19 protein-coding genes and 1 riboswitch are annotated in these 23,096 nt (G+C 68.0%); of the genes, 8 read left to right on the forward strand and 11 right to left on the reverse strand.

Translation table 11 applies throughout. The features are described 5' to 3' along the window. Positions 1–16 precede the first annotated feature (16 nt). The 5 genes from MHN80_RS14245 to MHN80_RS14265 all read right to left on the reverse strand — a co-directional run bounded on the left by MHN80_RS14245 (position 17) and on the right by MHN80_RS14265 (position 4,096). Positions 17–1,135 (reverse strand): hypothetical protein, encoded by a 1,119-nt coding sequence (locus MHN80_RS14245; RefSeq protein WP_239402380.1) that lies wholly within the window; start codon positions 1,133–1,135, stop codon positions 17–19. A 16-nt stretch (positions 1,136–1,151) separates the two neighbouring features. After that, the gene (locus tag MHN80_RS14250; RefSeq protein WP_308219780.1) at positions 1,152–1,361 is read right to left on the reverse strand and encodes a hypothetical protein; all 210 of its coding nucleotides are present in this window, start codon (positions 1,359–1,361) and stop codon (positions 1,152–1,154) included. Between the two features lie 87 nt (positions 1,362–1,448). Then, entirely contained in the window at positions 1,449–1,838 is a 390-nt protein-coding gene (locus MHN80_RS14255; protein ID WP_308219782.1) for a DUF6766 family protein, read from the reverse strand. Next, positions 1,835–2,968: a hypothetical protein gene (locus MHN80_RS14260; RefSeq protein WP_239402383.1), complete on the reverse strand. Its 1,134-nt coding sequence runs from the start codon at positions 2,966–2,968 to the stop codon at positions 1,835–1,837. The genes MHN80_RS14255 and MHN80_RS14260 overlap by 4 nt, the downstream gene beginning before the upstream one ends. An 84-nt stretch (positions 2,969–3,052) precedes the next feature. After that, positions 3,053–4,096 (reverse strand): NAD(P)-dependent alcohol dehydrogenase, encoded by a 1,044-nt coding sequence (locus tag MHN80_RS14265; protein WP_239402384.1) that lies wholly within the window; start codon positions 4,094–4,096, stop codon positions 3,053–3,055. Between the two features lie 219 nt (positions 4,097–4,315). Between MHN80_RS14265 and MHN80_RS14270 the strand changes: the two genes are divergently transcribed. Both MHN80_RS14270 and MHN80_RS14275 read left to right on the forward strand, forming a co-directional pair. After that, on the forward strand, positions 4,316–5,683 hold the full coding sequence (locus MHN80_RS14270) for an AarF/ABC1/UbiB kinase family protein (RefSeq protein ID WP_239402385.1): 1,368 nt from the start codon (positions 4,316–4,318) through the stop codon (positions 5,681–5,683). A gap of 99 nt (positions 5,684–5,782) precedes the next feature. Further along, on the forward strand, positions 5,783–7,135 hold the full coding sequence (locus MHN80_RS14275; protein WP_004020403.1) for a DUF3068 domain-containing protein: 1,353 nt from the start codon (positions 5,783–5,785) through the stop codon (positions 7,133–7,135). Between the two features lie 829 nt (positions 7,136–7,964). Here the strand turns inward: MHN80_RS14275 and MHN80_RS14280 are convergent. Next, positions 7,965–8,930, reverse strand: coding sequence for an alpha/beta hydrolase family protein (locus MHN80_RS14280; protein WP_004020404.1), 966 nt, complete (start codon positions 8,928–8,930; stop codon positions 7,965–7,967). Between the two features lie 436 nt (positions 8,931–9,366). Between MHN80_RS14280 and MHN80_RS14285 the strand changes: the two genes are divergently transcribed. The 6 genes from MHN80_RS14285 (at position 9,367) to MHN80_RS14310 (ending at position 18,345) form a co-directional block, all read left to right on the forward strand. Next, positions 9,367–10,845, forward strand: coding sequence for an amidase (locus tag MHN80_RS14285; protein WP_239402386.1), 1,479 nt, complete (start codon positions 9,367–9,369; stop codon positions 10,843–10,845). 74 nt (positions 10,846–10,919) lie between these two features. Beyond that, positions 10,920–12,593, forward strand: coding sequence for an FAD-binding dehydrogenase (locus tag MHN80_RS14290; protein WP_239402387.1), 1,674 nt, complete (start codon positions 10,920–10,922; stop codon positions 12,591–12,593). 106 nt (positions 12,594–12,699) lie between these two features. After that, positions 12,700–13,719, forward strand: coding sequence for a Dyp-type peroxidase (locus tag MHN80_RS14295; RefSeq protein ID WP_239402388.1), 1,020 nt, complete (start codon positions 12,700–12,702; stop codon positions 13,717–13,719). Positions 13,720–13,753: 34 nt separating this feature from the next. Further along, entirely contained in the window at positions 13,754–14,563 is an 810-nt protein-coding gene (locus tag MHN80_RS14300; RefSeq protein WP_239402389.1) for a family 1 encapsulin nanocompartment shell protein, read from the forward strand. A gap of 132 nt (positions 14,564–14,695) precedes the next feature. Further along, a complete protein-coding gene (locus MHN80_RS14305) occupies positions 14,696–16,429 on the forward strand; it encodes an ABC transporter ATP-binding protein (protein ID WP_004020409.1) in 1,734 nt (577 codons plus the stop codon). Continuing rightward, positions 16,426–18,345: an ABC transporter ATP-binding protein gene (locus tag MHN80_RS14310; protein ID WP_239402390.1), complete on the forward strand. Its 1,920-nt coding sequence runs from the start codon at positions 16,426–16,428 to the stop codon at positions 18,343–18,345. Before MHN80_RS14305 ends, MHN80_RS14310 begins: the two co-directional genes overlap by 4 nt. Before the next feature lie 153 nt (positions 18,346–18,498). Here MHN80_RS14310 and MHN80_RS14315 read toward each other — a convergent pair whose 3' ends face one another. The 5 genes from MHN80_RS14315 to MHN80_RS14335 all read right to left on the reverse strand — a co-directional run bounded on the left by MHN80_RS14315 (position 18,499) and on the right by MHN80_RS14335 (position 23,082). Next, positions 18,499–19,191 (reverse strand): (2Fe-2S) ferredoxin domain-containing protein, encoded by a 693-nt coding sequence (locus MHN80_RS14315; RefSeq protein ID WP_239402391.1) that lies wholly within the window; start codon positions 19,189–19,191, stop codon positions 18,499–18,501. Further along, positions 19,188–20,258: an ABC transporter substrate-binding protein gene (locus tag MHN80_RS14320; RefSeq protein ID WP_239402392.1), complete on the reverse strand. Its 1,071-nt coding sequence runs from the start codon at positions 20,256–20,258 to the stop codon at positions 19,188–19,190. The genes MHN80_RS14315 and MHN80_RS14320 overlap by 4 nt, the downstream gene beginning before the upstream one ends. Beyond that, positions 20,255–21,106, reverse strand: coding sequence for an ABC transporter ATP-binding protein (locus MHN80_RS14325; protein ID WP_239402393.1), 852 nt, complete (start codon positions 21,104–21,106; stop codon positions 20,255–20,257). Before MHN80_RS14325 ends, MHN80_RS14320 begins: the two co-directional genes overlap by 4 nt. Further along, the gene (locus tag MHN80_RS14330) at positions 21,103–22,188 is read right to left on the reverse strand and encodes an iron ABC transporter permease (RefSeq protein WP_239402394.1); all 1,086 of its coding nucleotides are present in this window, start codon (positions 22,186–22,188) and stop codon (positions 21,103–21,105) included. The genes MHN80_RS14325 and MHN80_RS14330 overlap by 4 nt, the downstream gene beginning before the upstream one ends. A gap of 23 nt (positions 22,189–22,211) precedes the next feature. After that, positions 22,212–22,362, reverse strand: a riboswitch (cobalamin riboswitch). Between the two features lie 147 nt (positions 22,363–22,509). Further along, positions 22,510–23,082: a YdeI family protein gene (locus tag MHN80_RS14335; RefSeq protein ID WP_239402395.1), complete on the reverse strand. Its 573-nt coding sequence runs from the start codon at positions 23,080–23,082 to the stop codon at positions 22,510–22,512. Positions 23,083–23,096: the final 14 nt, after the last annotated feature.

A 23,096-nucleotide genomic window follows, 5' to 3' on the forward strand; every position in this document is an offset into this window, starting at 1 on the left:
TCGAACCCGCTGTCGGTCAGCGCATCTCGGTGTCGGTTCGGTGACCCGCGGCCTCGGATGCCTGGCGCCGCAGCCGCTCTCGATAACCGTAGGTGGCACGCAGGACATCGTCGTAACTGTCGGCACTCGAACCCAGGGCGCCGGCGAAGATCCCCATCGACGTCGCCAGCCACGCCAGGTACAGGTAATTCCGTAGGCCCACCGGATATCCCAGCTGTGCGGCGAGGAAGTTCTCCTCGATGACGATGAGCGCCGCGGCAAGAGTCGCGACGAACAGTCCGGCATAGAGCACCACCGCACTGAACACGACGGTGCACGCCGTGGCCATGTTGTAGAGACGGGCGCGCGGCTTGGCGGTGACCGCCGCGCGTTCCCACAACCGGTTGTTGACGATGAGCCAGACCGAGGCGAGCACCAACGACAGCAGGGTGATCGCGGCCAGACGCCACGCGCTCAACGCATTGGCCATCGACCAGATGGTCGAGAAGAAGATGCCGAACGACGCCGCGGCGGCGGCCGCCGCCGTCATGCCCGTGAGAGTCGGGATCAGCCGCCACGGCCGGTTTCCCCGGACCATTCCGGCCATCAGCTTGAGTCGGCGCGAATAGCCCTGGGCGCAGACGTATTCGGTGTTGTCCTCACGGACGACGACGATGCCGCGCTGCCGCTCGAACCCGCGCACCGAGTCATCACCGGTCATCGCCCCGGCGATGGTCGCGATCACGCTCCGCAGCGCTCGCCGCGGTGCGGGGCCGAGCGCGGGGAGCGAGACGACGGCGGCGTTGCGCTCGCGGTCCAGTTCGGCCAGCACCACGAGATTTCGGGGATTCCGGTCGTCGTCGCCGTCCCGCGGCCGGTAGAGCCGCGGCATCTCGGTGACGAACACGATCACCTCGTCGGCCGTGTCCTCCGTGCCCCATACCGTCTCCAGATCACCACGCGGCGTCATCTGCAGCGTGGTGTCCTTCGTGACCGTGTGGCCCCGGTACTCCAGCGACAGTTCGTCGGCGATCTGCTCGAACCGTTCCTCGCCGCGCTCGATCAGGGTGGCGGGCAGCCCGTGTTCGGCGACGATGCGCAGCGCACCGGCCCGTCCGTGGTCACGCTTCTGGCTGGTCATGTGCCCTGCCGTCATGATCGAAGTGGTGCTCTCAGTCCGGCGGTTCGGACTCCCCCGCCGCCGGCGAGTTCGGGTCGTCCTCGTCATCGCGTGCGGTGGCGGCGGAGGGGTCCACCTGCTCGTCCGTGTCGGGTTCGTCGACAGTCCGCTCCTCGAGTTCATCCACCTTGCGTCGCGCATCATCCGGCGTCGCCTCGGGCGTGCCGGTTTCGGCTGGTTCCATGGGCAATTCCTCAGTCATCAGATTCGTCGATCCTTCGGTCGGTGTCTCGCGATGGAGCCTCTGTCGGATGTCCGTTTTCCCGGTGGCGGCAAGAGGTAAACGCGATCATGCCCCGGTCGCCAGATGCGGATCGGCCACCGGCTTGGACTCAGCCGAACTGCGTTGACGCAGAACAACCGACAAGACGACGATCGCCGCCACCGCGATGAACTCGCTCTGCCAGTTCTGCATCGACTCGAACCAGAACTGCGAGGTGGCCAGGTACTGCCACACCGAGACCGCACTCTCGCCGTGCTGTTGCTGCTCGTCGCTGTAGGCGCGCGCACCGCCCACGGCGTGCAGCGCGAACGACGCGAAGAAGAGTGCGAAAAACGCGATGGTGAGCGAGTTCTGGTAGACGAACAGCACCGGCCCGCAGTTCTCGAAGGTCGCCTCGACGCACGGCCTCGCCGGCGACCGCCCTCCCGTGCGGCCACCGTCCCACCCCCGTATCAGTCGCCGGCGGACGTCCTCGGCGCATAGCGCAGCACCGCGCCGACGCCGTCGCGCGGTGAGATGCGTTCGTCGATCCGGATCAGATCGGCACCGGTCAGGACCGCCGCCATCGGCAGCGCCTCGTCGGCACGCAACGTGCGCTCCGGCGGTACGCCCAGCTCGGACAGATTCTCCGCGGTCGGTGCCACAGTGGTGAGGCCGCCCGCGGCGTCTCCGCCGTCGAACACCGTCGTGTCGTCGAGATCACCGATGATGAGTGTCTCCACCTCGCCGTTACGCAGTGCTCCACACACCGCGGTCAATCCCTCGACGGCTAGCGCCGGGTCGTGTCCGAGCCCCGCCTGCAGACTCTCCGCCGCGTCGGCCATCGTGCGGTTCTGACGGAGCCCGAACTCGGACGACACCGCCGCGCGGATGTCGGCATCAGCGATACCGCTGTCCCGCGCTCCGAGTTGGAGATCGATTAGACGCTCGGCGAGCCGCTCGGGGGCCGCCGCCCGCAGGTCCGACATCGACGAGAGCTCGCCGATCACGAACACGATCTCGGGCTTGTCCGAGTCGACGATCTCGGTGAGGCGGTCGGCGACCTGCCGGATGTTCTTGCGGTTCTGTTCGTCGCTGCGCTGCTGCGGGTCCCCGTATCCCGGCGACTCGGCACCAGCCGCGTGATGGATCGGATAACCTTCTCCCTCAACGGTTTCCTTCGACAACAACGAGCCGCCTGCCTCGACCAACTCGATGTCGGCGCCGGCATGATCGACAGCGGCGATCACGTGCCGTGGGGCACTGGTGCCGTGTTCGACCAGCGGGACCAGGTACGGCACCGGCGAATACCGCGCCACCGGCGTGACCGGTGGGCGGATGAGGTGTTCGTCGAGCAATACACCGTCGGGGCCCGCGATCACCGCACGCCCGCTCGGCCCGACCGCAGGCGTCCCGTCCAGCAGAGTGGTACCGATCGTCTCCACCACCGCCGCATCCGCCCCCGCCGACTCGAGTTCCTCGCGCAGAGCCCGCCAGCGGAGTTCCACCGCGTGTGCGGCGTCCTCGGTGTTGTGGGAGTCGTCGATATAAATGGTGGCGAACGGTCCGGTCGCGGTCGCCAGTTCGCGGAATCGGGTCGAGTTCATGCGCGGCCTCCTTGCCTGCGTCGGGGCACGTCGACTCTTGTCGGGTGCCCACCGGCTTCAGGAGGCAAACATGTCGCGGCTTGCTTACAGCGTCGCGGTGTCGATCACGAAGCGGTAGCGCACATCCGAGGCCACGACGCGGTCGTAGGCCTCGTTGATCCGGTCCGCGGAGATCACCTCGATCTCGGCACCGATGCCGTGTTCGGCGCAGAAGTCGAGCATCTCCTGGGTCTGTGCGATGCCGCCGATCATCGAGCCGGCGAAGCTGCGCCGCTTCCCGATCAGCGCACCCGCGGGCACGTCGATCGGATGTTCGGGCAGCCCGAGTTCCACGAGCGTGCCGTCGAGAGCGAGCATGCCGAGGTATTTTCCGATCGGCAGGTTGGCCGACACGGTGTTCAAGATGAGGTCGAACGAACTGCGCAGTTCACGGAAGGTCTGCGGATCGCCCGTCGCGTGGTAGTGGTCGGCTCCGAGGCGCAGACCGTCCTCCATCTTCTTCAACGACTGCGACAGCACCGTCACCTCGGCGCCGAGCGCGTGGGCGATCTTCACCCCGACGTGACCGAGCCCGCCGAGGCCGACGATCGCCACCTTCTTTCCCGGGCCGGCACCCCAGTGCCGCAGCGGTGAGTAGAGCGTGATCCCGGCACACAGCAGCGGGGCTGCCTCGTCGAGTGCGATGCCGTCGGGAATCCGGAGGACGTAGTTCTCGTCGACGACGATCGACGTGCTGTATCCGCCGTGCGTGGGTGTCCCATCGCGGCCGACAGCGTTGTAGGTGCCCACGTTGCCGCGCTCGCAGTACTGCTCCTCGCCGAGCCGGCACGGTTCGCACTCGCGGCACGAGTCGACGAAACAGCCCACGCCGACCCGATCACCGACGGCGTACCGGGTGACGTCGTCGCCGACGGCCGCGACCGTCCCGGCGATCTCGTGGCCGGGCACCACCGGGAACTTCGTCCCGCCCCACTCGTCGCGGGCGGTGTGGATGTCGGAATGACAGATCCCGGCGAACGCGATGTCGATCGACACGTCGTTCGGGCCCAGGTCGCGTCGTTCGATGGTGGTGGGTTCGAGCGGACGATCGGCGGCCGGGGCGATGTAGGCGTTGACCGTGGTGGGCATGCGGACTCCTCGGTACACATTCGATGGGTGGCAGATGGGCGATGCGCAACGCACCGACGACACACGAACAGATGCGGGCTGATGCATGTGTTCGACGCCCGCCAGTCTGCCCCCCGCGCGTTCTCCTTGCCATAACGGCACGTCGCGGCGTCGCGGGCGCTGTCCATCGGGGCGTGAGGGCACTGGATCCGTCGGCGATGATCGTTACAATGACCGACGGTGACGATCAACAGCTCAGTCGACGACGGTCAGCGCACGCAGTTGCACCCGGTGTCCCCCATCGCCGAGCTCACGCGATTCGGGACGACCACCGCTCACGCGGCCGCGGGCGTCGGACGCCTCGTCCTCCACACCGCAGGCGACGCCGTGCGCGGTCGCGCACCCGGCGCCGCCCGCGTCGCACACGAGATCCGGACCACCTTCGAACACCTGGGGCCGACGTATGTGAAGCTCGGGCAGCTCATCGCCTCGAGTCCCGGCGTGTTCTCCGAGTCCCTGTCCGCCGAGTTCGAATCGCTGCTGGACCGGGTGAAGCCGGCCGACCCGGCACTCATGCGCGAACAGTTCATCGCCGAACTCGGCCGTGGACCCGAAGAGGTCTTCGCCTCGTTCGACCCGGTGCCGATCGCCTCCGCGTCGATCGCCCAGGTGCACACCGCGACCCTGCACGGCGGCGAGGAGGTGGTGGTCAAGATCCAGCGCCCGGGCATCGCCGACCGCCTGGCCCCGGACGTCGCGATCCTCGAGCGCCTGGCCGGCCTTGCCGAGATCTCCGAGTACGGACGCATGCTCAGCGCTCGGCACGTGGTCGAGGACTTCGCGTCCGGTCTCGACGCCGAGCTGGACTTCCGTATCGAGGCCGACACCATGCGCGAGTGGTTCGCGTGCCTGCAGCCGGGACCGTACGGCGACCGTGTGCGCGTCCCCCGCGTCTACGACGACTTCACGACACAGCGCGTGCTGACCATGGAACGAATCCACGCGACCCGCATCGACGACGCCGCGGCCGTGCGCGCCGCCGGGCACGACGGTGTCGCGCTGTGCCGCAATCTCCTTCTGTCCCTGCTGGACTCGGCGTTCCACGGCGGCCTGTTCCACGGCGACCTGCACGCCGGAAACGTCCTCGTCGACGATGCCGGCAAGCTGGTCCTTCTCGACTTCGGCATCGTCGGCCGGTTCACCCCCCGCACACGACGCATCCTGCGCCAGCTCGTAGTCGACCTCGTGGTGCGCGGCGACCACGAGTCCGCGGGCCGTGCCATCTTCCTCCTCGGCGCCGTGCACAAACCGGGCTCGACGTCCCAGGGCGCCGAGGACATCAAGAAGGTGACGACTCCGTTGTCGACCGCCGAGCTCGGTTCGATGTCCTACACCGACCTCGGACGGCAACTCGCCGCCGTCGCCAAGGCCCATGACGCCCGCCTACCCCGCGAGCTCGTCCTCGTCGGAAAGCAGCTGCTGTACGTGGAGAAGTACACGAAGCTGCTGGCCCCCCGGTGGAAGGCGATGTCCGACAAGGAGATCTACGGCTACATGGCCGGCATCCTGAAGGAGGCCGAGCGCGATCGGCGAGCCGACCGGGGCTGACCGCACGCTGCACATTCCGGCATGTCGGACCCACTGTGCCCATCTGTGGCAAACGCGACAGTTAGGGTGGGAGCGATCAGCTGATTCCAGGAGTCACACATGAGACGTTTTGTGCCGGCAGTGCTGGCCTTCTTCGGCGCTGCGTGCATCGCGGCGGCCATCGCCATACCGCTTTATCTCGTGCCGCAGTTGAAGGTGGTTCCGCTCGATCTGGACATCACTTCCGACGCCACCACGGTTGCCGCGGACGGTTCGACCGGGGAGCGCTTCCCAGCGGTGATCTTCGATCGCTGTTCGGTGTCCGAGCCCCGGGCCCGCACACTCGATGCATCGCTCACCCAGCAGCGACGCTCGATCATCACCGAGCCGTCGGACAGCCGCCAGGCGAGCCTGCAGTCGGCGCAGACCGTCCTCATCGAACGTCTGCGTGACGCCGAGGGAACCGAGACCGAACCGACGGTCGCCGCCGCGGGTGAAACGCGCACGTGCGAGGACGGCCTGCTGACCGCGACCATCGACCGCGTGTCGGTGAATCGCAAGACCTCGGCACCCAACGGCGCCGTCAGCTCGCTACAGCTCGAGGCGGTTCCCGAGGGCGGCAACGTCAACGACGTGTCGGTAGCCATCGACAACCGCACCGGCTACCAGTACAAGTTCGGCTTCGACGTGCAGCAGCGTGACTACCCCTACTACGACCTCAACACCCGCCAGGACTGCGCGGCGAAGTTCGAGGGCGAAGAGACCATCGACGGGGTGAACACCTACCACTTCGTGTGCGACGTCCCGGAGACCGACCTCTCCAACCTCCCGAACGCGCAGGGCGAGGCGGCATTGGGCACGATGCTGACGATGCCCGCCCGCTGGTGGGGCATCACCGGACGCGGCGTGCGGGCGAACGACCCGATCACGATGCACCGGTACGCCGCCGCGACCCGCCATGTGTGGGTGGAGCCGGAGACCGGAACCATCGTCGACGGTCGCGAGGACCAGCACCAGTACTTCAAGTCCCCCGATCAGAGCGACGCCACCCCGGAAGCGGTGCGCGAGTTCCGTATGGACGCCTTGAAGGGCACCTTCAAGTGGACCGACGAGACCGTCTCCAATCAGACGAAGAAGGCCAGCGGCTACGTCGACCAGCTGAAGGTCGGCGGGGTGTGGGTTCCGATCATCCTGGGCATCGTCGGCGTGATCCTGCTGATCGCCGCCGCGCTGCTGTTCTTCCGCGGACGCCGTGACGACACCCGGGTGGACGACACCCCGCCGCCGACGACCCCGCCCGCCGACGAGCGCGACACCACGCTGATCAAGCGCGACGCACCGCCGGCCGGAGCAGCGCCCGCAGGCGGGAATCCGTGGGAGCGACCGACCGAGCAGATCCCCAAGGTCGGTGACACCCCGCCGGCCGACGACTCGGCCACGCGCACCTTCCGCAAACAGCCGCCGCCCGAGTAGGCAGAGGCAAGAGCGACCACCGCGGGCGCATCCGGTATCCACCGGGTGTGCCCGCGGTGTTGTGTCTGGATCCCCTGCGGGTTGTGCCGGCCCCGAGCGAAGCGAGGCGCCGAGTCGAAGCCCCTCCGCAACCAGCCCTCACCAAAGTGACCTCGACAGACGCGCGGGCACGCTACGCGTGCACGAGCTGCTCGGCCAGCAGGGGCTGCGCCACACCCCCTGCGGGTTGAGCCGGCCCCGAGCGGAGCGAGGCGCCGAGTCGAAGCCCCCTGCCGCAACTAGTCCTCACCAAGGTGACCTCGACAGACGCGCGGGCACGCTACGCGTGCACGAGCTGCTCGGCCAGCAGGGGCTGCGCCACACCCCCTGCGGGTTGAGCCGGCCCCGAGCGGAGCGAGGCGCCGAGTCGAAGCCCCTCCGCAACCGAACCCACCAAGGTGACCTCGACGGACGCGCGGGCACGCTACGCGTGCACGAGCTGCTCGGCCAGCAGGGGCGCGCGCGGGCACGCTACGCGCGCACGAGCTGCTCGGCCAGCAGGGGCGCGCACGGGCACGCTACGCGTGCACGAGCTGCTCGGCCAGCAGTGGTTGCGCCACACCCCCTGCGGGTTGAGCCGGCCCCGAGCGAAGCGAGGCGCCGAGTCGAAGCCCCTCCGCAACCGAACCCACCAAGGTGACCTCGACAGACGCGCGGGCACGCTACGCGCGCACGAGCTGCTCGGCCAGCAGGGGGCGCGCGCGGGCACGCTACGCGTGCACGAGCTGCTCAGCAGATACAACAAGGGCCGGTGACCCGAAGGTCACCGGCCCTTGTCAGAGGGTCTGACTCAGAAGAAGGCGGGGCGGAAGGTCTTGGCCCACGACTCCTTGAAGGTGCTCTGCCAGTAGTCCCACCAGTGCGCACCGTCCGGGGTGATCCGGGTGGTGAGCTTGACGCCCGGGACGAGCGCGAGGCGGCCGATGTAGATCTGGCTGCTGGTCGACGCGGCGACCTCGAGCGGGATCATCTGCGCGAACTTGACCGGGTCGAAGTTGGCGCTGGCCGGGTTGACCGAGGAGTCGTACTTGCTGCCGACACCGCTACCGGACGAGACGTAGACGTTCTTGCCCGCCAGGTTGCCCGCGCTCAGGAACGGATCGTTCTGGAACCAGGTGCCCGCAGGGTAGAAGCCCCACATGTTGAACGGGTTGCCGCCGACCTCGGCGACCGAGGCCATGATGCCCTGGGTGAAGCCCGGCAGGGTGACCGTCGGGTAGCCGCTGTAGGAGGCGACCGCCTTGTAGAAGTTGGGGTGGCGCGACGCGAGGTTCAGCGCCGAGGTGCCCGACATCGAGAGTCCGGCGATGCCGTTGCGGCGGTTGTCACTGTTGTGACGCGCCTTCATGTAGCCCGGCAACTCGCGGGTCAGGAAGGTCTCCCACTTGTTGACACCCAGCCGGGGATCGGCGGTCTGCCAGTCGGTGTAGAAGCTGCCTGCGCCGCCGAACGGGATGGCGACGTTGGTGCCCTTGCCTGCCATGTAGCGGGCGACATCGGTGTTGATCAGCCAGCCGCTGTTGTTGGCGGGGGCGCGGAGTCCGTCGAGCAGGTACAGCGTCGGCTTGGGTCCGCCACCGCCGGCCGAGACGATGCACACGGGCACGGTCCGGTTCATGGCGTTCGAGCGGACGTACTCGACATTGCAACCGTTGGCCGCAGAGGCCTCCGGCGGAGCTGCGACCAGCGTCGCACCCGACACGGCCACGAGAGCCACGAGTCCGGCGACGAGGCGCTTACGGGCGCGTGTCAGCATTCGTCAGTTTTCCTTTGGATCACCACGGCCGGAGCCGGCCGCTTGCGGGTCTTGCCTACCGGGTACTGCTGCGGGCTTGTGTACGAAGACGTACGAGGAGGGATTGTATTGGTCCCCCCGGGCAGCGGTACCCGTCCTGGTGAAGTGTAACGGCACGATAACGCCACGGCAAAGGCGAGAGCGGGTCCCGTGACCCCATTACGGAGTGGTACACGTCACACTTCTCGACGCTGAACAGCTCATTCGGGACATAGGCGACGCGGCCGCCACGTGCTGCCCCTTTTCGTTCACGGTCTCGCGATCCGGCCGTTACCGGTTTGCGTGGGCAACGGTGACCGTGGGTCCCGGGTCGCCGAGAGGCCCGCCCGGCCCGCCGGCGGATCGCCGACAAGTCCGCTCGACCGGCTCCCGGAACCACTAGGGTCAGGACGTGCACATGGGTGAGTATCTGTCCGCCGACGCGACCACCCTGGCAGGTCTCGTCGCCTCCGGCGAGGTGACGGCCGCCGAACTCCTCGACCTCGCGCGAGCCCGCGCGGACGCGGTGAATCCGTCACTCAACGCCATCGTGATCCGGATGGACGCCGAAGCCGATGCCCGCGTCCGGGGCGATCTCACCGGGCCGTTCGCCGGTGTCCCGTTCCTCATCAAGGATCTCGCGCAGGACTACCGCGGCTATCCGACGACGCGCGGCTCTCGCGCCCTCGCGACCCATATCGCCCGCGAGCACTCCGTCGGCGTGCAGCGGTTTCTCGACGCCGGCCTGGTGATCTTCGGCAAGACGAACACCCCGGAGTTCGGCGCGAAGGGCATCACCGAACCCACGTTCTGGGGGCCCACGCGTAACCCGTGGGACATCGAGGTGACCCCGGGCGGGTCGTCGGGCGGCAGCGCCGCGGCGGTGGCCGCCGGTATCGTCCCGGCGGCCGGGGCCAGCGACGGCGGCGGTTCCATCCGCATCCCCGCCGCGTGCACCGGGCTGTTCGGACTCAAGAGTTCGCGTGGCCTGATGCCGTTCGGTCCGCAGACCGGCGAACCGCTCTTCGGGATGGGCGTCGAAGGCGTGGTGACCCGAACCGTCCGCGACGCCGCAGCCCTCTACGACGCACTCATCGGGCCGACGCCGTCGTCGACGTACCCGACGCCGCTGCACACCGAGAGCTACACCGCCCGGATCGCGACCCCACCGCGGTTGCTGCGGATCGGCTACACCACGACGTCGGCGATCAACGCGAATCCGCACCCGGAGGCCGTCGCCGCGGTCGAACACGCCGCGTCGGTGCTGACCGATCTCGGCCACCAGGTCGAGGAGGTCGCCCCACCGCACGACGACGCCGCACTCGCGCGCGATTTCCTCGACATCTGGTTCGCGAAATGCGCCGCGCAGGTCGACGAGGTGCGACGCCTCACCGGTGCTCCCGACTCCCACTTCGAGGCCGACACCCTGACCCTCGCGGAGCTGGGCCGGGCGGCCGGCGTCGTTCCCCTGTTCACCGCACTCGACCGGATCAACGACCACGTCCTGGCTCTCGACCGCTTTCATCAGACCCACGACCTGCTGCTGACGCCCACGCTCGCGGTGCCGCCGCCCCGGGTCGGTTCGATGACCACGCCGCCGGTCCTGCAGCGGGCGGCGCGACTCGCTTCGAGAGCACGGTCCGGCCGGGCCATCGCGCGCCTGGGGATCATCGACAAGCTGATCTACGAGAGCCTCGGCTGGGTGCCGTACACGCAGCTCGCGAACCTCACCGGCCGCCCGGCCATGAGCGTGCCGCTGCACTGGACCGACGCGGGCCTCCCGCTCGGCGTGCAGTTCGTCGGCCGGCTCGGTGCCGACGGTGATCTCCTCGCGCTCGCGGCCGGACTCGAGGCGGCCGCGCCGTGGTTCCACCGGTACGCCGACATCTCGCTGTAGTACCGGGCTAACCTCGTCTGCGAATGCACATGCCCGGAGCAGCCCGGGGATGGCGGCGGGCGTGAGGAGTTGCGGTGGCGGAGCACGGGGCCGACGCGGTGGTCGTCGGCGCGGGACTGGCGGGGCTCGTCGCGACATACGAGCTCACCAAGGCCGGGCGCCGCGTCGTGGTGGTCGATCAAGAGAATCGCAACAACCTTGGCGCTCAGGCGTTCTGGTCCCTGGGCGGGTTGTTCATGGTGGACACCCCCGAGCAGCGCCGGCTGGGCATCCGCGACTCTGCCGACCTCGCTCTCCAGGACTGGATGGGGTCGGCGGGATTCGATCGTGACGACGAGGACTACTGGCCACGCCAGTGGGCCCGCGCCTACGTGGACTTCGCCGCCACCGAGAAGCGGCAATACCTGCATGACCTCGGCCTGCGTATCACCCCGATCGTCGGGTGGGCCGAACGCGGCGGCGGGTTCGCCGACGGCCACGGCAACTCCGTGCCCCGGTTCCACCTCACGTGGGGTACCGGACCGGAGGTGGTCCGGGTCTTCGCCGAGCCGGTCCTGGAGGCGGAGAAGCGCGGGCTCGTGGAGTTCCGATTCCGGCATCGCGTCGACGAGCTGATCGTCGAGGACGGCACGGCGGTGGGCATCCGAGGAGCCACCCTCGCTCCCACCGACGCCGATCGCGGTCAGGCCTCCAACCGGGATGTCGTGGGCGACTTCGAGATCCGCGCCGGAGCGGTCATCGTCACGTCGGGCGGCATCGGACACAATCACGATCTGATCCGTAAGAACTGGCCGGTCGAGCGCCTCGGCCCCGCTCCGGAGACGATGATCTCCGGCGTCCCGGCTCATGTCGACGGCCGCATGCTGGAGATCAGCGAGACCGCCGGCGCCAACATCGTCAACCGAGACCGGATGTGGCACTACACCGAGGGCATCCACAACTGGGATCCGATCTGGCCCGATCACGCGATCCGGATCATCCCCGGGCCGTCCTCACTCTGGCTCGACGCCAACGGCAATCGCCTGGCCCCACCGAACTTCCCCGGCTTCGACACCAATTCGACGATGAAGGCGATCCTGTCGGCCGGCCACGACTACTCGTGGTTCATCCTCACGCAGACGATCGTGGAGAAGGAGTTCATGCTGTCGGGGTCGGAGCAGAATCCCGACATCACCGAGAAGGATCTCACACTCACCGCGAAGAGTCGGCTGGCGAAGGGCGCATCGGGTCCGGTGGACGCCTTCGTGCGCAACGGCGTCGACTTCGTGGTCGCCGACAACCTGCCCGAGCTGGTGGCCGGGATGAACAAGATCGCCCGCGGCCCCGAGCTCGATCTCGCACACATCGAACGCATCATCTCCGCGCGTGACGCGGAGATCGGCAACAAGTTCTCCAAGGACGCGCAGCTGATGGCGATCACCAACGCGCGACAATTCCTCGGCGACAGGATCGTTCGCGTCGCCAAACCGCACCGGCTGCTCGATCCGGAGCACGGCCCGCTGATCGCCGTCCGGCTCAACGTCCTCACCCGCAAGACCCTGGGCGGGCTCGAGACCAACCTCGACTCCCAGGTGCTGCGACCCGACGGCAGCGCGTTCGACGGTCTGTTCGCCGCCGGTGAGGTCGCGGGCTTCGGCGGTGGGGGCGTACACGGGTACAACGCCCTGGAGGGGACGTTCCTCGGCGGATGCATCTTCTCCGGCCGCGCCGCCGGTCGGGCAGTGGCCCGGGCCACACCGCGCGGCTGATCCACGGTACGACCGCACGTCGTCGGCGAAAAGGGTTGCCTGCCCTATACATTCGCGGCACGATCTGCTGCCCCATGCCGGTACGCGATCGGCTAGGGTGTTCAGCGTGCCGGTCCCCCAGACGATCCTGACCCGGAAGACGAAATCGGCGATCTTCCTCGTCTTCACCATCGACGACGGCGGTGAGGACGCGGTTCGCGATGCGCTGGAAGAGATCCCCGGACTGAACAACGCGGTGTCCTCGCGAGCGCCCGAGGCGGCGCTGGCCGGCATCGTGTCGATCGGGTCCGCAGCGTGGGACCGCCTGTTCGACGGCCCGCGGCCACGCTCGTTGCGGCCGTTCGTCCCGTACGAGGGCGAGGTCCACACCGCCCCGGCGACGCCCGCCGACCTCCTCGTGCACATCAAGTCCGACGACATGGGCCTGTGCTACGAACTCGGCGCCAAGATCACCGAGGCACTCGGAGACGCGGTCACCGTGGTCGACGAGGTGCACGGGTTCCGCTACTTCGACCTCCGCGACCTCATCGGGTTCGTCGACGGCACCGAGAACCCGACCGGGCAGGCCGCGATCGACGCGATCACGATCGGCGACGAGGACCCCGACTTCGAGGGCGGCAGCTACGTCGCCATCCAGCGCTACGTCCACGACCTGTCGTCGTGGAACGACCTGAGCACCGAGGATCAGGAAGCCGCGATCGGACGCACCAAGCTCGACAACGTCGAGATGTCCGACGAGGTGAAGCCCCCGAACTCGCACATCGCCCTGAACGTCGTCGAGGACGAGAACGGGGAGGAGATCGACGTGGTCCGTGACAACATGCCGTACGGCGACGTCTCCGGCAGCACGGTGAACGGCAAGGGCGTCAACGGCACCTTCTACATCGCCTACTCGGCGGCCCCGGATGTCACCGAGGAGATGCTGCGCAAGATGTTCATCGGCGACCCGCCCGGCACCTACGACCGCCTCCTCGACTTCACCACGGCGGTCACCGGAGCACAGTTCTTCACCCCGACACTCGACTTCCTCGAAGACCTGCCGCCCGCACCCGACACGGCACCCGCCACGCCCCCGACCCCGACGACCCGCTCCGACGGCTCGCTGGGCATCGGGTCACTGCACTGACGTCACCTTCCGACCACCGCACCAGGAGGACACCATGAACAACCTGCATCGCGAACTCGCGCCGATCTCCGACGCGGCGTGGGCGGAGATCGAGGAAGAGGCGACCCGCTCGTTCAAGCGCAACATCGCGGGCCGGCGCCTCGTCGACGTGACCGGGCCGCTCGGTTCCGACACCGCGTCGGTGACCCTGGGACATCGCACCAAGATCGACTCACCCGCCCAGGGCATCACCGCCTTCCAGCGCCGCACCCAGTCGCTGGTCGAACTCAAGGTCCCGTTCACGGTGTCCCGGGAGGCCATCGACGACGTCGACCGCGGCGCCAAGGACTCCGACTGGGACCCGGTCGTGGAGGCCGCACGCGAACTGGCACTCGCCGAGGACCGGGCCATCTTCGAGGGATACGCCGCGGCGTCGATCAGCGGTATCCGTGCCGAGGCCGCCGCCACCCCCATCCCGCTGCCCGCCGACGTCCGCGACTACCCGGAGGCGGTCAGCCAGGCGTTGAGCACCCTTCGGTTGGCGTCCGTCGACGGCCCGTACGCGGTGGCCCTGTCGGCGGAGGTCTACACCCAGGTCAACGAGACGTCGAACCACGGTTACCCGATCCTCGAGCACATCCAGCGCCTGTTCACCGGCGACATCGTGTGGGCGCCGGCGATCAGCGGCGCGTTCGTCATGAGCACCCGCGGCGGCGACTTCGAGCTGACCATCGGCCAGGACGTGTCGATCGGATACGACTCGCACGACGCCGACGTGGTGAATCTGTACTTCCAGGAGTCGTTCACCTTCCTCACCCACACCGCGGAGGCGGCTGTCGCACTCACCGAACCGCCGACCGTCTGAGCTGCTGTCCGCCGTCCCCGCCGGCCCCGGGTCCTGCCTGGCCGCCACACTGCGGCGTCCGTTGCGAGCGGCAACTAGTCTGGCGCAGGTGATCGCGAAGAAATCCGGCCCGCCTGTGCTCCCGGCGGTCAGATGCTGACCCGGCTCATCCGCACGTACCTCGTGCGGTACCGCGTCAACGTCGTGCTCGTCATCGTCCTGCAGCTGCTCGCCACCACCGCGATGCTGTACCTGCCGAGCCTGAACGCCGACATCATCGACAACGGCGTCACCCGCGGGGACACCGGCTACATCCTGCGGATCGGCGGATGGATGCTGCTGGTGAGCGTCGCGCAGATCATCGTCACGGTCACCGCCCAGTTCTTCGGCTCCCGCGCCGCGCTGGGGGTCGGACGTGACATCCGCGGCGATCTGCTGCACCGGGTGAACTCCTTCTCCGCGCGCGAGGTCGGCACCTTCGGTGCGCCGTCGCTGATCACCCGCACCACCAACGATGTCCAGCAGGTGCAGATGCTCATCGTCATGAGCAGCGCCATCCTGGTGATGGCCCCGATCATGTGCATCGGCGGCATCATCATGGGTGTCCGCGAGGCACCCGCGCTGTCGTGGGTCATCGCCATCGCGGTGCCTGTCCTCGGAGTCTCGATGGGGGCCATCATCGCGAAGATGATCCCCGGTTTCCGGGCCATGCAGGAACGCATCGACAACGTCAACCGCGTTCTGCGCGAGCAGATCACCGGCATCCGGGTCGTGCGGGCGTTCGTGCGGGAGGACTACGAACGCAAGCGGTTCGCGGTTGCCAACGACGATCTCGCCGATGCGACCCTGCACGTCGGCCGGCTGATGGCCCTGATGTTCCCGGTTGTCATGGTGATCACCAACGTCACCATCGTCGCCGTCATCTGGTTCGGCGGTCACGCGGTCTCCGACGGCTCGCTCGAGATCGGCGCGCTCACCGCGGTGATGAGCTACGTCATGCAGATCCTGATGTCGGTGATGATGGCGTCGTTCCTGGCGATGATGGCGCCGCGCGCCGCGGTCTGCGCCGAGCGCATCTCCGAGGTCCTGGCCACCGACACCTCGGTCCACCCGCCGAGTGAGCCGATCGGCTTCGCCACCCATCCCGGCACCGTGGAGTTCGACGCCGCCGAGTTCCGGTACCCGGGCGCCGACGACCCGGTGTTGAGCGACATCGATTTTCGCGTCGAACCGGGCACGACGACCGCGATCGTCGGGTCGACCGGCTCGGGCAAGACGACGCTCATCGGGCTGGTCCCGCGACTCATCGACACCACGGCCGGCGCGGTCCGGGTCGGCGGCACCGACGTGAAGCGGCTCGACCCCGACGAACTGCGATCGGTCGTCGGCCTGGTCCCCCAGCGGCCGTACCTGTTCTCCGGAACCGTCCGCTCGAACCTGCTGCACGGCAAGGCCGACGCCACCGACGACGAGATCTGGGAGGCGCTGCGCATCGCGCAGGCCGAGGATTTCGTGTCGGCGATGCCCGACGGTCTCGACACCAAGGTGTCCCAGGGCGGCACGACCGTCTCCGGCGGGCAGCGCCAGCGCCTGGCCATCGCGCGGGCCCTCATCCGGCGGCCGGCCATCTATCTCTTCGACGACTCGTTCTCCGCCCTCGACCTCACCACGGATGCGCGCCTGCGCGCCGCCTTGCGTCCCGCCACCCGCGACGCGGCGGTGATCGTGGTGGCCCAACGCATCTCGACCATCGTCGACGCCGAACAGATCGTCGTCCTCGACCGCGGCCGGATCGTCGGTCTCGGCACACACGACGAACTGCGTCAGTCGTGCCCGACCTATGCCGAGATCGTCGAATCGCAGATGGCGATGGAGGAGCGCGCATGACCCGACCCGGTGGTCCGCCGATGGCGGCCGGACCCGAATCCAAACCCCGGTCGTTCTGGCCCTCGATCAAACGCGTTGTCGCACAACTGGCCTCCTATCGCCTGTTGATGACGATCACGCTCGTGTCGCTGGTGGGTTCGGTCGTGCTCATCGCGATCGCGCCCCGCGTGCTGGGGTATGCCACCGACCTCGTCTTCGACGGCGTCATCGGCCGCACCCTGCCCGACGGTCTCACCAAGGAACAAGCCGTCGCCGGTCTCCGGGAGAGCGGCGACGACACCTTCGCCGACATGGTGTCGTCCATGAACGTGACACCCGGCGTCGGAGTGGATTTCGGCGCTGTCGGGCGCGTGCTGCTCATCACCCTGGCGCTCTACGTCGTCTCGTCACTGCTCGCGTGGCTGGCCGCCTACCTGCTGAACATCGTCGTCGTCGGCACCATCCGCCGACTCCGCGACGACGTCGAGGCCAAGGTGCATCGCCTACCGCTGCGCTACTACGACACGATGCCGCGCGGCGAGCTGTTGAGCCGGGTCACCAACGATCTCGACAACCTGTCGCAGAGCATGCAGCAGACCATCTCCCAGTTCGCGAACTCGGTCCTGACGGTGATCGCGCTGCTGGTCATGATGATCTGGATCTCGCCGCTGCTGGCGCTCATCGCGGTGGCCACGGTGCCGCTGGCGATCATCGCGACCGGGATCATCGCCAAACGGTCGAAACCGCATTTCTCGGCGCAGTGGTCCTCGACCGGTGCTCTCAACGCTCAGGTCGAGGAGTCCTTCACCGGTCACGAGCTGGTCACCGCCTTCGGCCGGCAGCGCGAGATCGAGGCGACCTTCGACGAACGCAACCAGAAGCTGTACGAGTCGAGTTGGCGTGCGCAATTCATCTCCGGCGTCATCATGCCGACGATCATGTTCCTGGGAAACCTGAACTACGTCGCGGTCGCGGTCGTCGGCGGACTGCGCGTGGCGTCGGGATCGCTGAGCCTCGGTGAGGTGCAGGCGTTCATCCAGTACTCACGCCAGTTCACCCAACCGCTGACGCAGATCGGTTCGATGATCAACCTCATGCAGAGCGGTGTCGCCTCTGCCGAGCGGATCTTCGACATCCTCGATGCCGACGAGCAATCGCCCGACGCCGCGAAGCCGAAGACGCCCGCCGACGACAAGGGGCTCATCGAGTTCGACGACGTCTCCTTCCGGTACGTCGAGGACAAGCCACTCATCGAGAACCTCAGCCTGGTGGCCCGGCCGGGCCACATGGTCGCGATCGTCGGTCCGACCGGTGCGGGCAAGACCACCCTGGTCAACCTGATCATGCGGTTCTACGACGTCGACTCCGGGGTCATCCGGGTCGACGGTGTCGACTCGACCGAGATGACACGGGACGACCTGCGCGAACGCACCGGCATGGTGTTGCAGGACTCGTGGCTCTTCGGCGGCACGATCTACGACAACATCGCCTACGGCGACCCCACCGCCTCTCGCGACGAAGTGATGGACGCGGCCCGGATGAGTCACGTGCACCACTTCGTGCGGACCCTTCCCGATGGTTACGACACGGTTCTCGACGACGAGGGCGGCGGGGTGAGCGCCGGTGAGCGGCAGCTCATCACGATCGCACGGGCGTTCCTCGCCCGCCCCACGATCCTGATCCTCGACGAGGCGACGAGCTCGGTGGACACCCGCACCGAACTGCTCATCCAGAAGGCGATGGCGAACCTGCGGTCGGACCGCACGAGTTTCGTCATCGCCCACCGGTTGTCGACGGTGCGCGACGCCGACGTCATCGTCGTCATGGAGGACGGGCACATCGTCGAGCAGGGCAGCCACGACGAACTGCTCGCCGCCCGCGGCGCGTACTGCCGGCTCTACGAGAGCCAGTTCACCGGCGCGATCGAGGCGAGCTGACCCTTCGTGACGCTCGCAAGCTCGCTCCTCAGGGAGCAGGATGACGCGCTCGCAAGCTCGCACCTCAGGGAGCAGTAAAGGCGGCCCACCCCCGCTCCCTGAGGAGCGCCCGGAGCTTGCGGAGGGCGCGTCACGAAGGGTCTGGCGACCCACTCAGCGTGGCAGTCGGTTCGCATTCGGCCCGGCCCCGGCGACCAGGTCCACGGCGTGGGCAGGTTCGAGACGGCCGTACCACTCCCCGGCCGGGTTGACGATCGCGAGCGGGCCCAGGTTGCAGGGACTCAGGCAGCCTGTGCCGGTGACCTTGGTCGGGGTCCCCTTGGAGGTCGCGGTGAGTTGGCGGTGAAGTGGTCCGGCACCATAGGCCATGCAGCGCGGGCCTTTACAGACGAGCACGTGTCGGTCGTGATCCTCGATCACCGACCAGGCCGGACTGTGATAGGACGCCGGTGATACTCGGATGTCCTCGGCAGGAACCCGCTCGATGGCGTCGGCGAGGTCGGCGACCACCGCTCCGGCGATGTCCGGTTCGATGATCGAGATGTCGAGACCGACACCGGACCGACTCTCCCGCCAGTTCGCCACCGCCCGCTTGGTCCAGGTCACCAGGTACTTGTCGCGCGGGATCGCCACCGGGACGAGGTTGACGGCCGAAAGCCCGTCACCGGCCGCGCGGTCGAGCTCGTCATGGACGGTGGGTGTCGAGATGTCCAGGTAGGCGAGCCCGACATCACGGGCACTGCGCGCCCGCAGTCGGTCGACCATCGCCACCGCCGACGCCTCGTCCAGTCCGCTCACCGTCGGGCGGAGCACGACGACGATCCGGCAGTCCGTCGAGGTGGTCATCCGCCGAGCGTCTCCGCGAAGTCGATCCCGCTGCCGGGGACCAATCCGTACTCCTCGAGGGACTTCCGCAGCTCTTCGGCGCCATAGATGTTCGGGTAGCCGGAGGTGAACATCGCCAGCGGCAGGACCACGAACCGGTTGTCCCGGACAGCCGCGGTGTCACGGAGTCCTGCCCGGGCCTTGATGGCGTTGATCTTGCCCTGGACTTCGTCCGGACTCTTCTTGTAGTCCATGATCACGATGACATCCGGGTCTGCCGAGGCAACGGTTTCCCAACTCGCCCGGAACCAGGTGTTGTCGACGTCGGCGAAGACATTCGCCCCGCCCGCGACATCGATGATCCCGTTCGGCGCTCCGTTGCCACCGCTGGTGTACAGGTCCTCCTCACCGCTGTCATAGATCAGGACCCGCGGGGCTGCCGCCGGTCGCGGCGCGCTCTGCAACCGGCGTAGCCGGTCGTCCAGTTCTGTCCCGGCAGCGGTGGCTGTCTCCTCGGTCCCGAAGAGAATTCCGTAGTTCTTCACATCGGCGCGTAACGCATCCCAAGGATCCATGGTGCCGAGCTTGTCCGGGGCGTCACCGCCCTGACGGCAGCTGTCGGAGATGACGTACGACGCAATGCCGTTGGCCTGCAACGACTCGGGGGTCACACCAGATGCGCCCTTGAACAGTCCGCTGTAGGAACCGACCACCAGATCGGCGTCCGCGCCGAGTACCGTCTCCATGGTGATGGTGCTGCCCTCGAGGTGGGGAACGCCGGCGATCCCCGGGCCGAACATCGACTCCATCACCGCATCATTGTTCTTGTTCAGGGACACCGCGGCCAGCTTGTCGAGTCCCCCGACCTTGAGAATCGTTCCGACGTTGGCCCCGTTGCTCGTTGCGACCACGCGCTCGACCGGCACCTCGTAGGCCACCTCGGCGCCACAGTTGATCAGCGTCTCCGACTCTCGTTCTGCCGCTTCGTCGGTCGGCGGCGTGGCGTTGCAAGCGGCCAGCACGAGGGCCGTGGCGAGCGTGGCTGTCGCGAACGGCACACGGGATCGCCAGGTGGTGGTGCTCGTCATCGTGTCTCCATCTTCGGTGTCGAATCGGTTGGTGAATGGTCGGTGTGGACCGGTTCCAGCGGCGAGCCCGGCGTCGGTTCGAACACCAGATGTGTTCGGCCGGTCGCGCTGTTGAGAATCCGGTGGGCGGCGACGCCGAAGACCTCGGCGACGATTGCGGGATCGAGCGCGGCGGCGGCGTCGCCATGCGCCCGTATTCGTCCGTCCTCGAGCACGTACACCGAATCACAGTGGCGAGCAGCCAGATCGAGGTCGTGAAGCGACACGAGGACCGTGGTTCCCAACGTTCGCACGAGCGCCAGAAGGTCCAGCTGGTGCCGGATGTCGAGGTGATTGGTCGGTTCGTCGAGAACCAGAACGCCGCAGTCCTGGGCGAGTCCTCGTGCGAGGGCGACGCGGCGTCGTTCACCACCGGAGAGGTGGTCGACAGCGGAATACGCGTGGTCCGCCATGCCGACCGATCGCAGTGCGCGTCCCACCGCGGCCCGGTCACCGGAGCGGCCCATGCTCCACGGCGACGAATAGGGAAGCCGCCCCAACGCGACGTATTCGTGTACGAGCATGTCGGCGGGTAGGTCGACTTCTTGGGGCACGAACGCGATCTGCCTCGCTCGCTCGCGGACGCTCATCGACTCTGTCGCCCGGCCGTCGACGGTGATCGTCCCTCGCCGGGGTCGGAGCAAGCCGACGACCGACCTGAGCAGGGTCGACTTGCCGGAGCCGTTCGGTCCGACGAGACCGACGATGCCACCGGCCGGCGCATCGAGCGAGATGTCCTGCAGCACAGCATGACCGTCGATCCACACCTCGATCCCGGATACGACGATCCCGACCGGTGGGCGGCTCATGCTGAGGAACCGAACTGGTAGCGGCGCCGCCCGAGGATGAACAGGAACAGCGGCGCACCTATGACCCCGGTGACCACGCTGAGCGGGATCTCGACTGGCCGCAATGCGATTCGCGCGATCACATCCACGAGAACCAGAAAGACCGCGCCGATCAGGGCGGCGGTGGGCAGGACCCAGCGGTGTCGGGAACCGACGAGGATGCGTGCGATGTGCGGGATCACCAGGCCCACGAAGGCGATGGCCCCGGACACCGCGACCATCGTGCCGACCATCACCGCGAGCAGGCCGAACAGCAGGTTTCGCAGCAGCGGGACCCTCACCCCGACCGCCACGGCGACATCGGGCCCGGCGGACAGGGCGTCGAGCCACCCGTGGAGTGCGAAAGCGACGGCGGTACAGATCAGGACGACCGAAACCGGCAGCAGCAGCTTGCTCCATGATGCGCCGGCGAGGCTGCCGAGCAACCAGAACAGGACCGATTGAGCCGCCTGCGAATCGTTGGTGCGCAGCACGAGGAAGCTGGCGATGGCGGACAGCGCTGATGCGGCAACGGTTCCGGTCAGCACCAACCGGAGCGGAGTGATACCACCCTGGCTCATGGTGATCGCGAAGACGAGCAGCGCGGCTCCCAATGCGCCTGCCATCGCTCCGAGACTCAGCGACCACAACCCGAAGCCGGCGAGGAACCCGGTGGTGATCACCGATGTCGCCCCGACTGCCGCACCAGACGAGACGCCGAGAAGGTGCGGGTCGGCCAGCGCATTGCGGACCAGCGTCTGGACCAGCACCCCCGCGACGGCGAGGCCCGCGCCGACCACCAGACCGAGCAGAATTCGCGGCATCCGGATGTCCCAGACGATCGCAAGCTGGGTGCGCGTGACGGCAGGCCCACCGAACCGTGAGGCGATCACGTCGACGACCGTGGACACGGGCAACACTTCGGCGCCCGAACACAGGGCGAGAAACCCAGCGGCCAGGGCCAACCCGAGCACGACGAGAACCACGACCACGGGACGGCGTCGTCTCGTGCGTCTGTGCGTGCGCGGCAGTACCGGCGCCCTGCGGGCACCATCGATCGTCATGTGTCGTCGGTCCATCCTCGTGGCGTGACAAGCAGCATCGAGGCTGGTATCTGGCTGAGTCAGTGCGTCGAGGTCATCGACGCGCCGAGTTCACAGTGGCGGGACCGCGCCGGAGTCGAACCGGCTTCCCAGGGATCTCGATGCGACGAGAGTACGACATACCCGACAGTCTCCGACACCGCGCCCCGACGACGCTGGCGACAACGCCCGGAGCCTGCGGAGGACGCGTCACCTCCGCTGCCTGATCCGAAAGAACCACACACCCACCGCTCCCTGCGTCGGAGGAGCGCCCGGAGCCTGCGGAGGGCGTGTCACGAAGGGTCAGGCCGGCCGCTCGTTGCGCGCCGCCCGCTCGACGAGGCCGGCGATGCGTTTCGTCTTGGTCTCCGGTCGCTTCGCCATGGCCAGCTGCGACAACCCGAATTTGCGGGCGCTCGGCGGGAACGTATCCCAGTTGGCGCGCGCGACGGGGTCGGCGTCGAGCGCGGCGGCGAGTTCGGGGGACTCGATCAGCGCCTCGGCGTCGTCGAACATGGTCCAGAGGCCGCGGGCCTGGGCGTCGTCGATCACGGCCTGGCCGGCGGGCTGAATCCGACCGGCGGCCGCGAGGTCGGCGACACGCGCCTTGTTCGACGCCGACCATCCGCTGTTGCGTCCGCGCCGGGTGAACCACATGCCGCGGCGGCGGTCGTCGATGACGCGGGTGTGGCCGTCGATCCAGCCCCAGCACAGCGCCTCGCGAACGCACTCGTCGTAGTCGATCGGTTCCCGGCCCGATCCCTTGCGCCAGAACACCAGCCACACGCCGCCGGATGAGTCGTGGTTGTCCCGCAACCACTCTCGCCATGCCTCGATCGTGTCCACGGCGAGCTTCGGCGCATCGGGGTCGGCCATGCGTTCACCCTAAT

The organism is Gordonia sp. McavH-238-E (assembly GCF_022348225.1).
In the GTDB taxonomy this organism is placed as follows: Bacteria; Actinomycetota; Actinomycetes; order Mycobacteriales; family Mycobacteriaceae; genus Gordonia; species Gordonia terrae.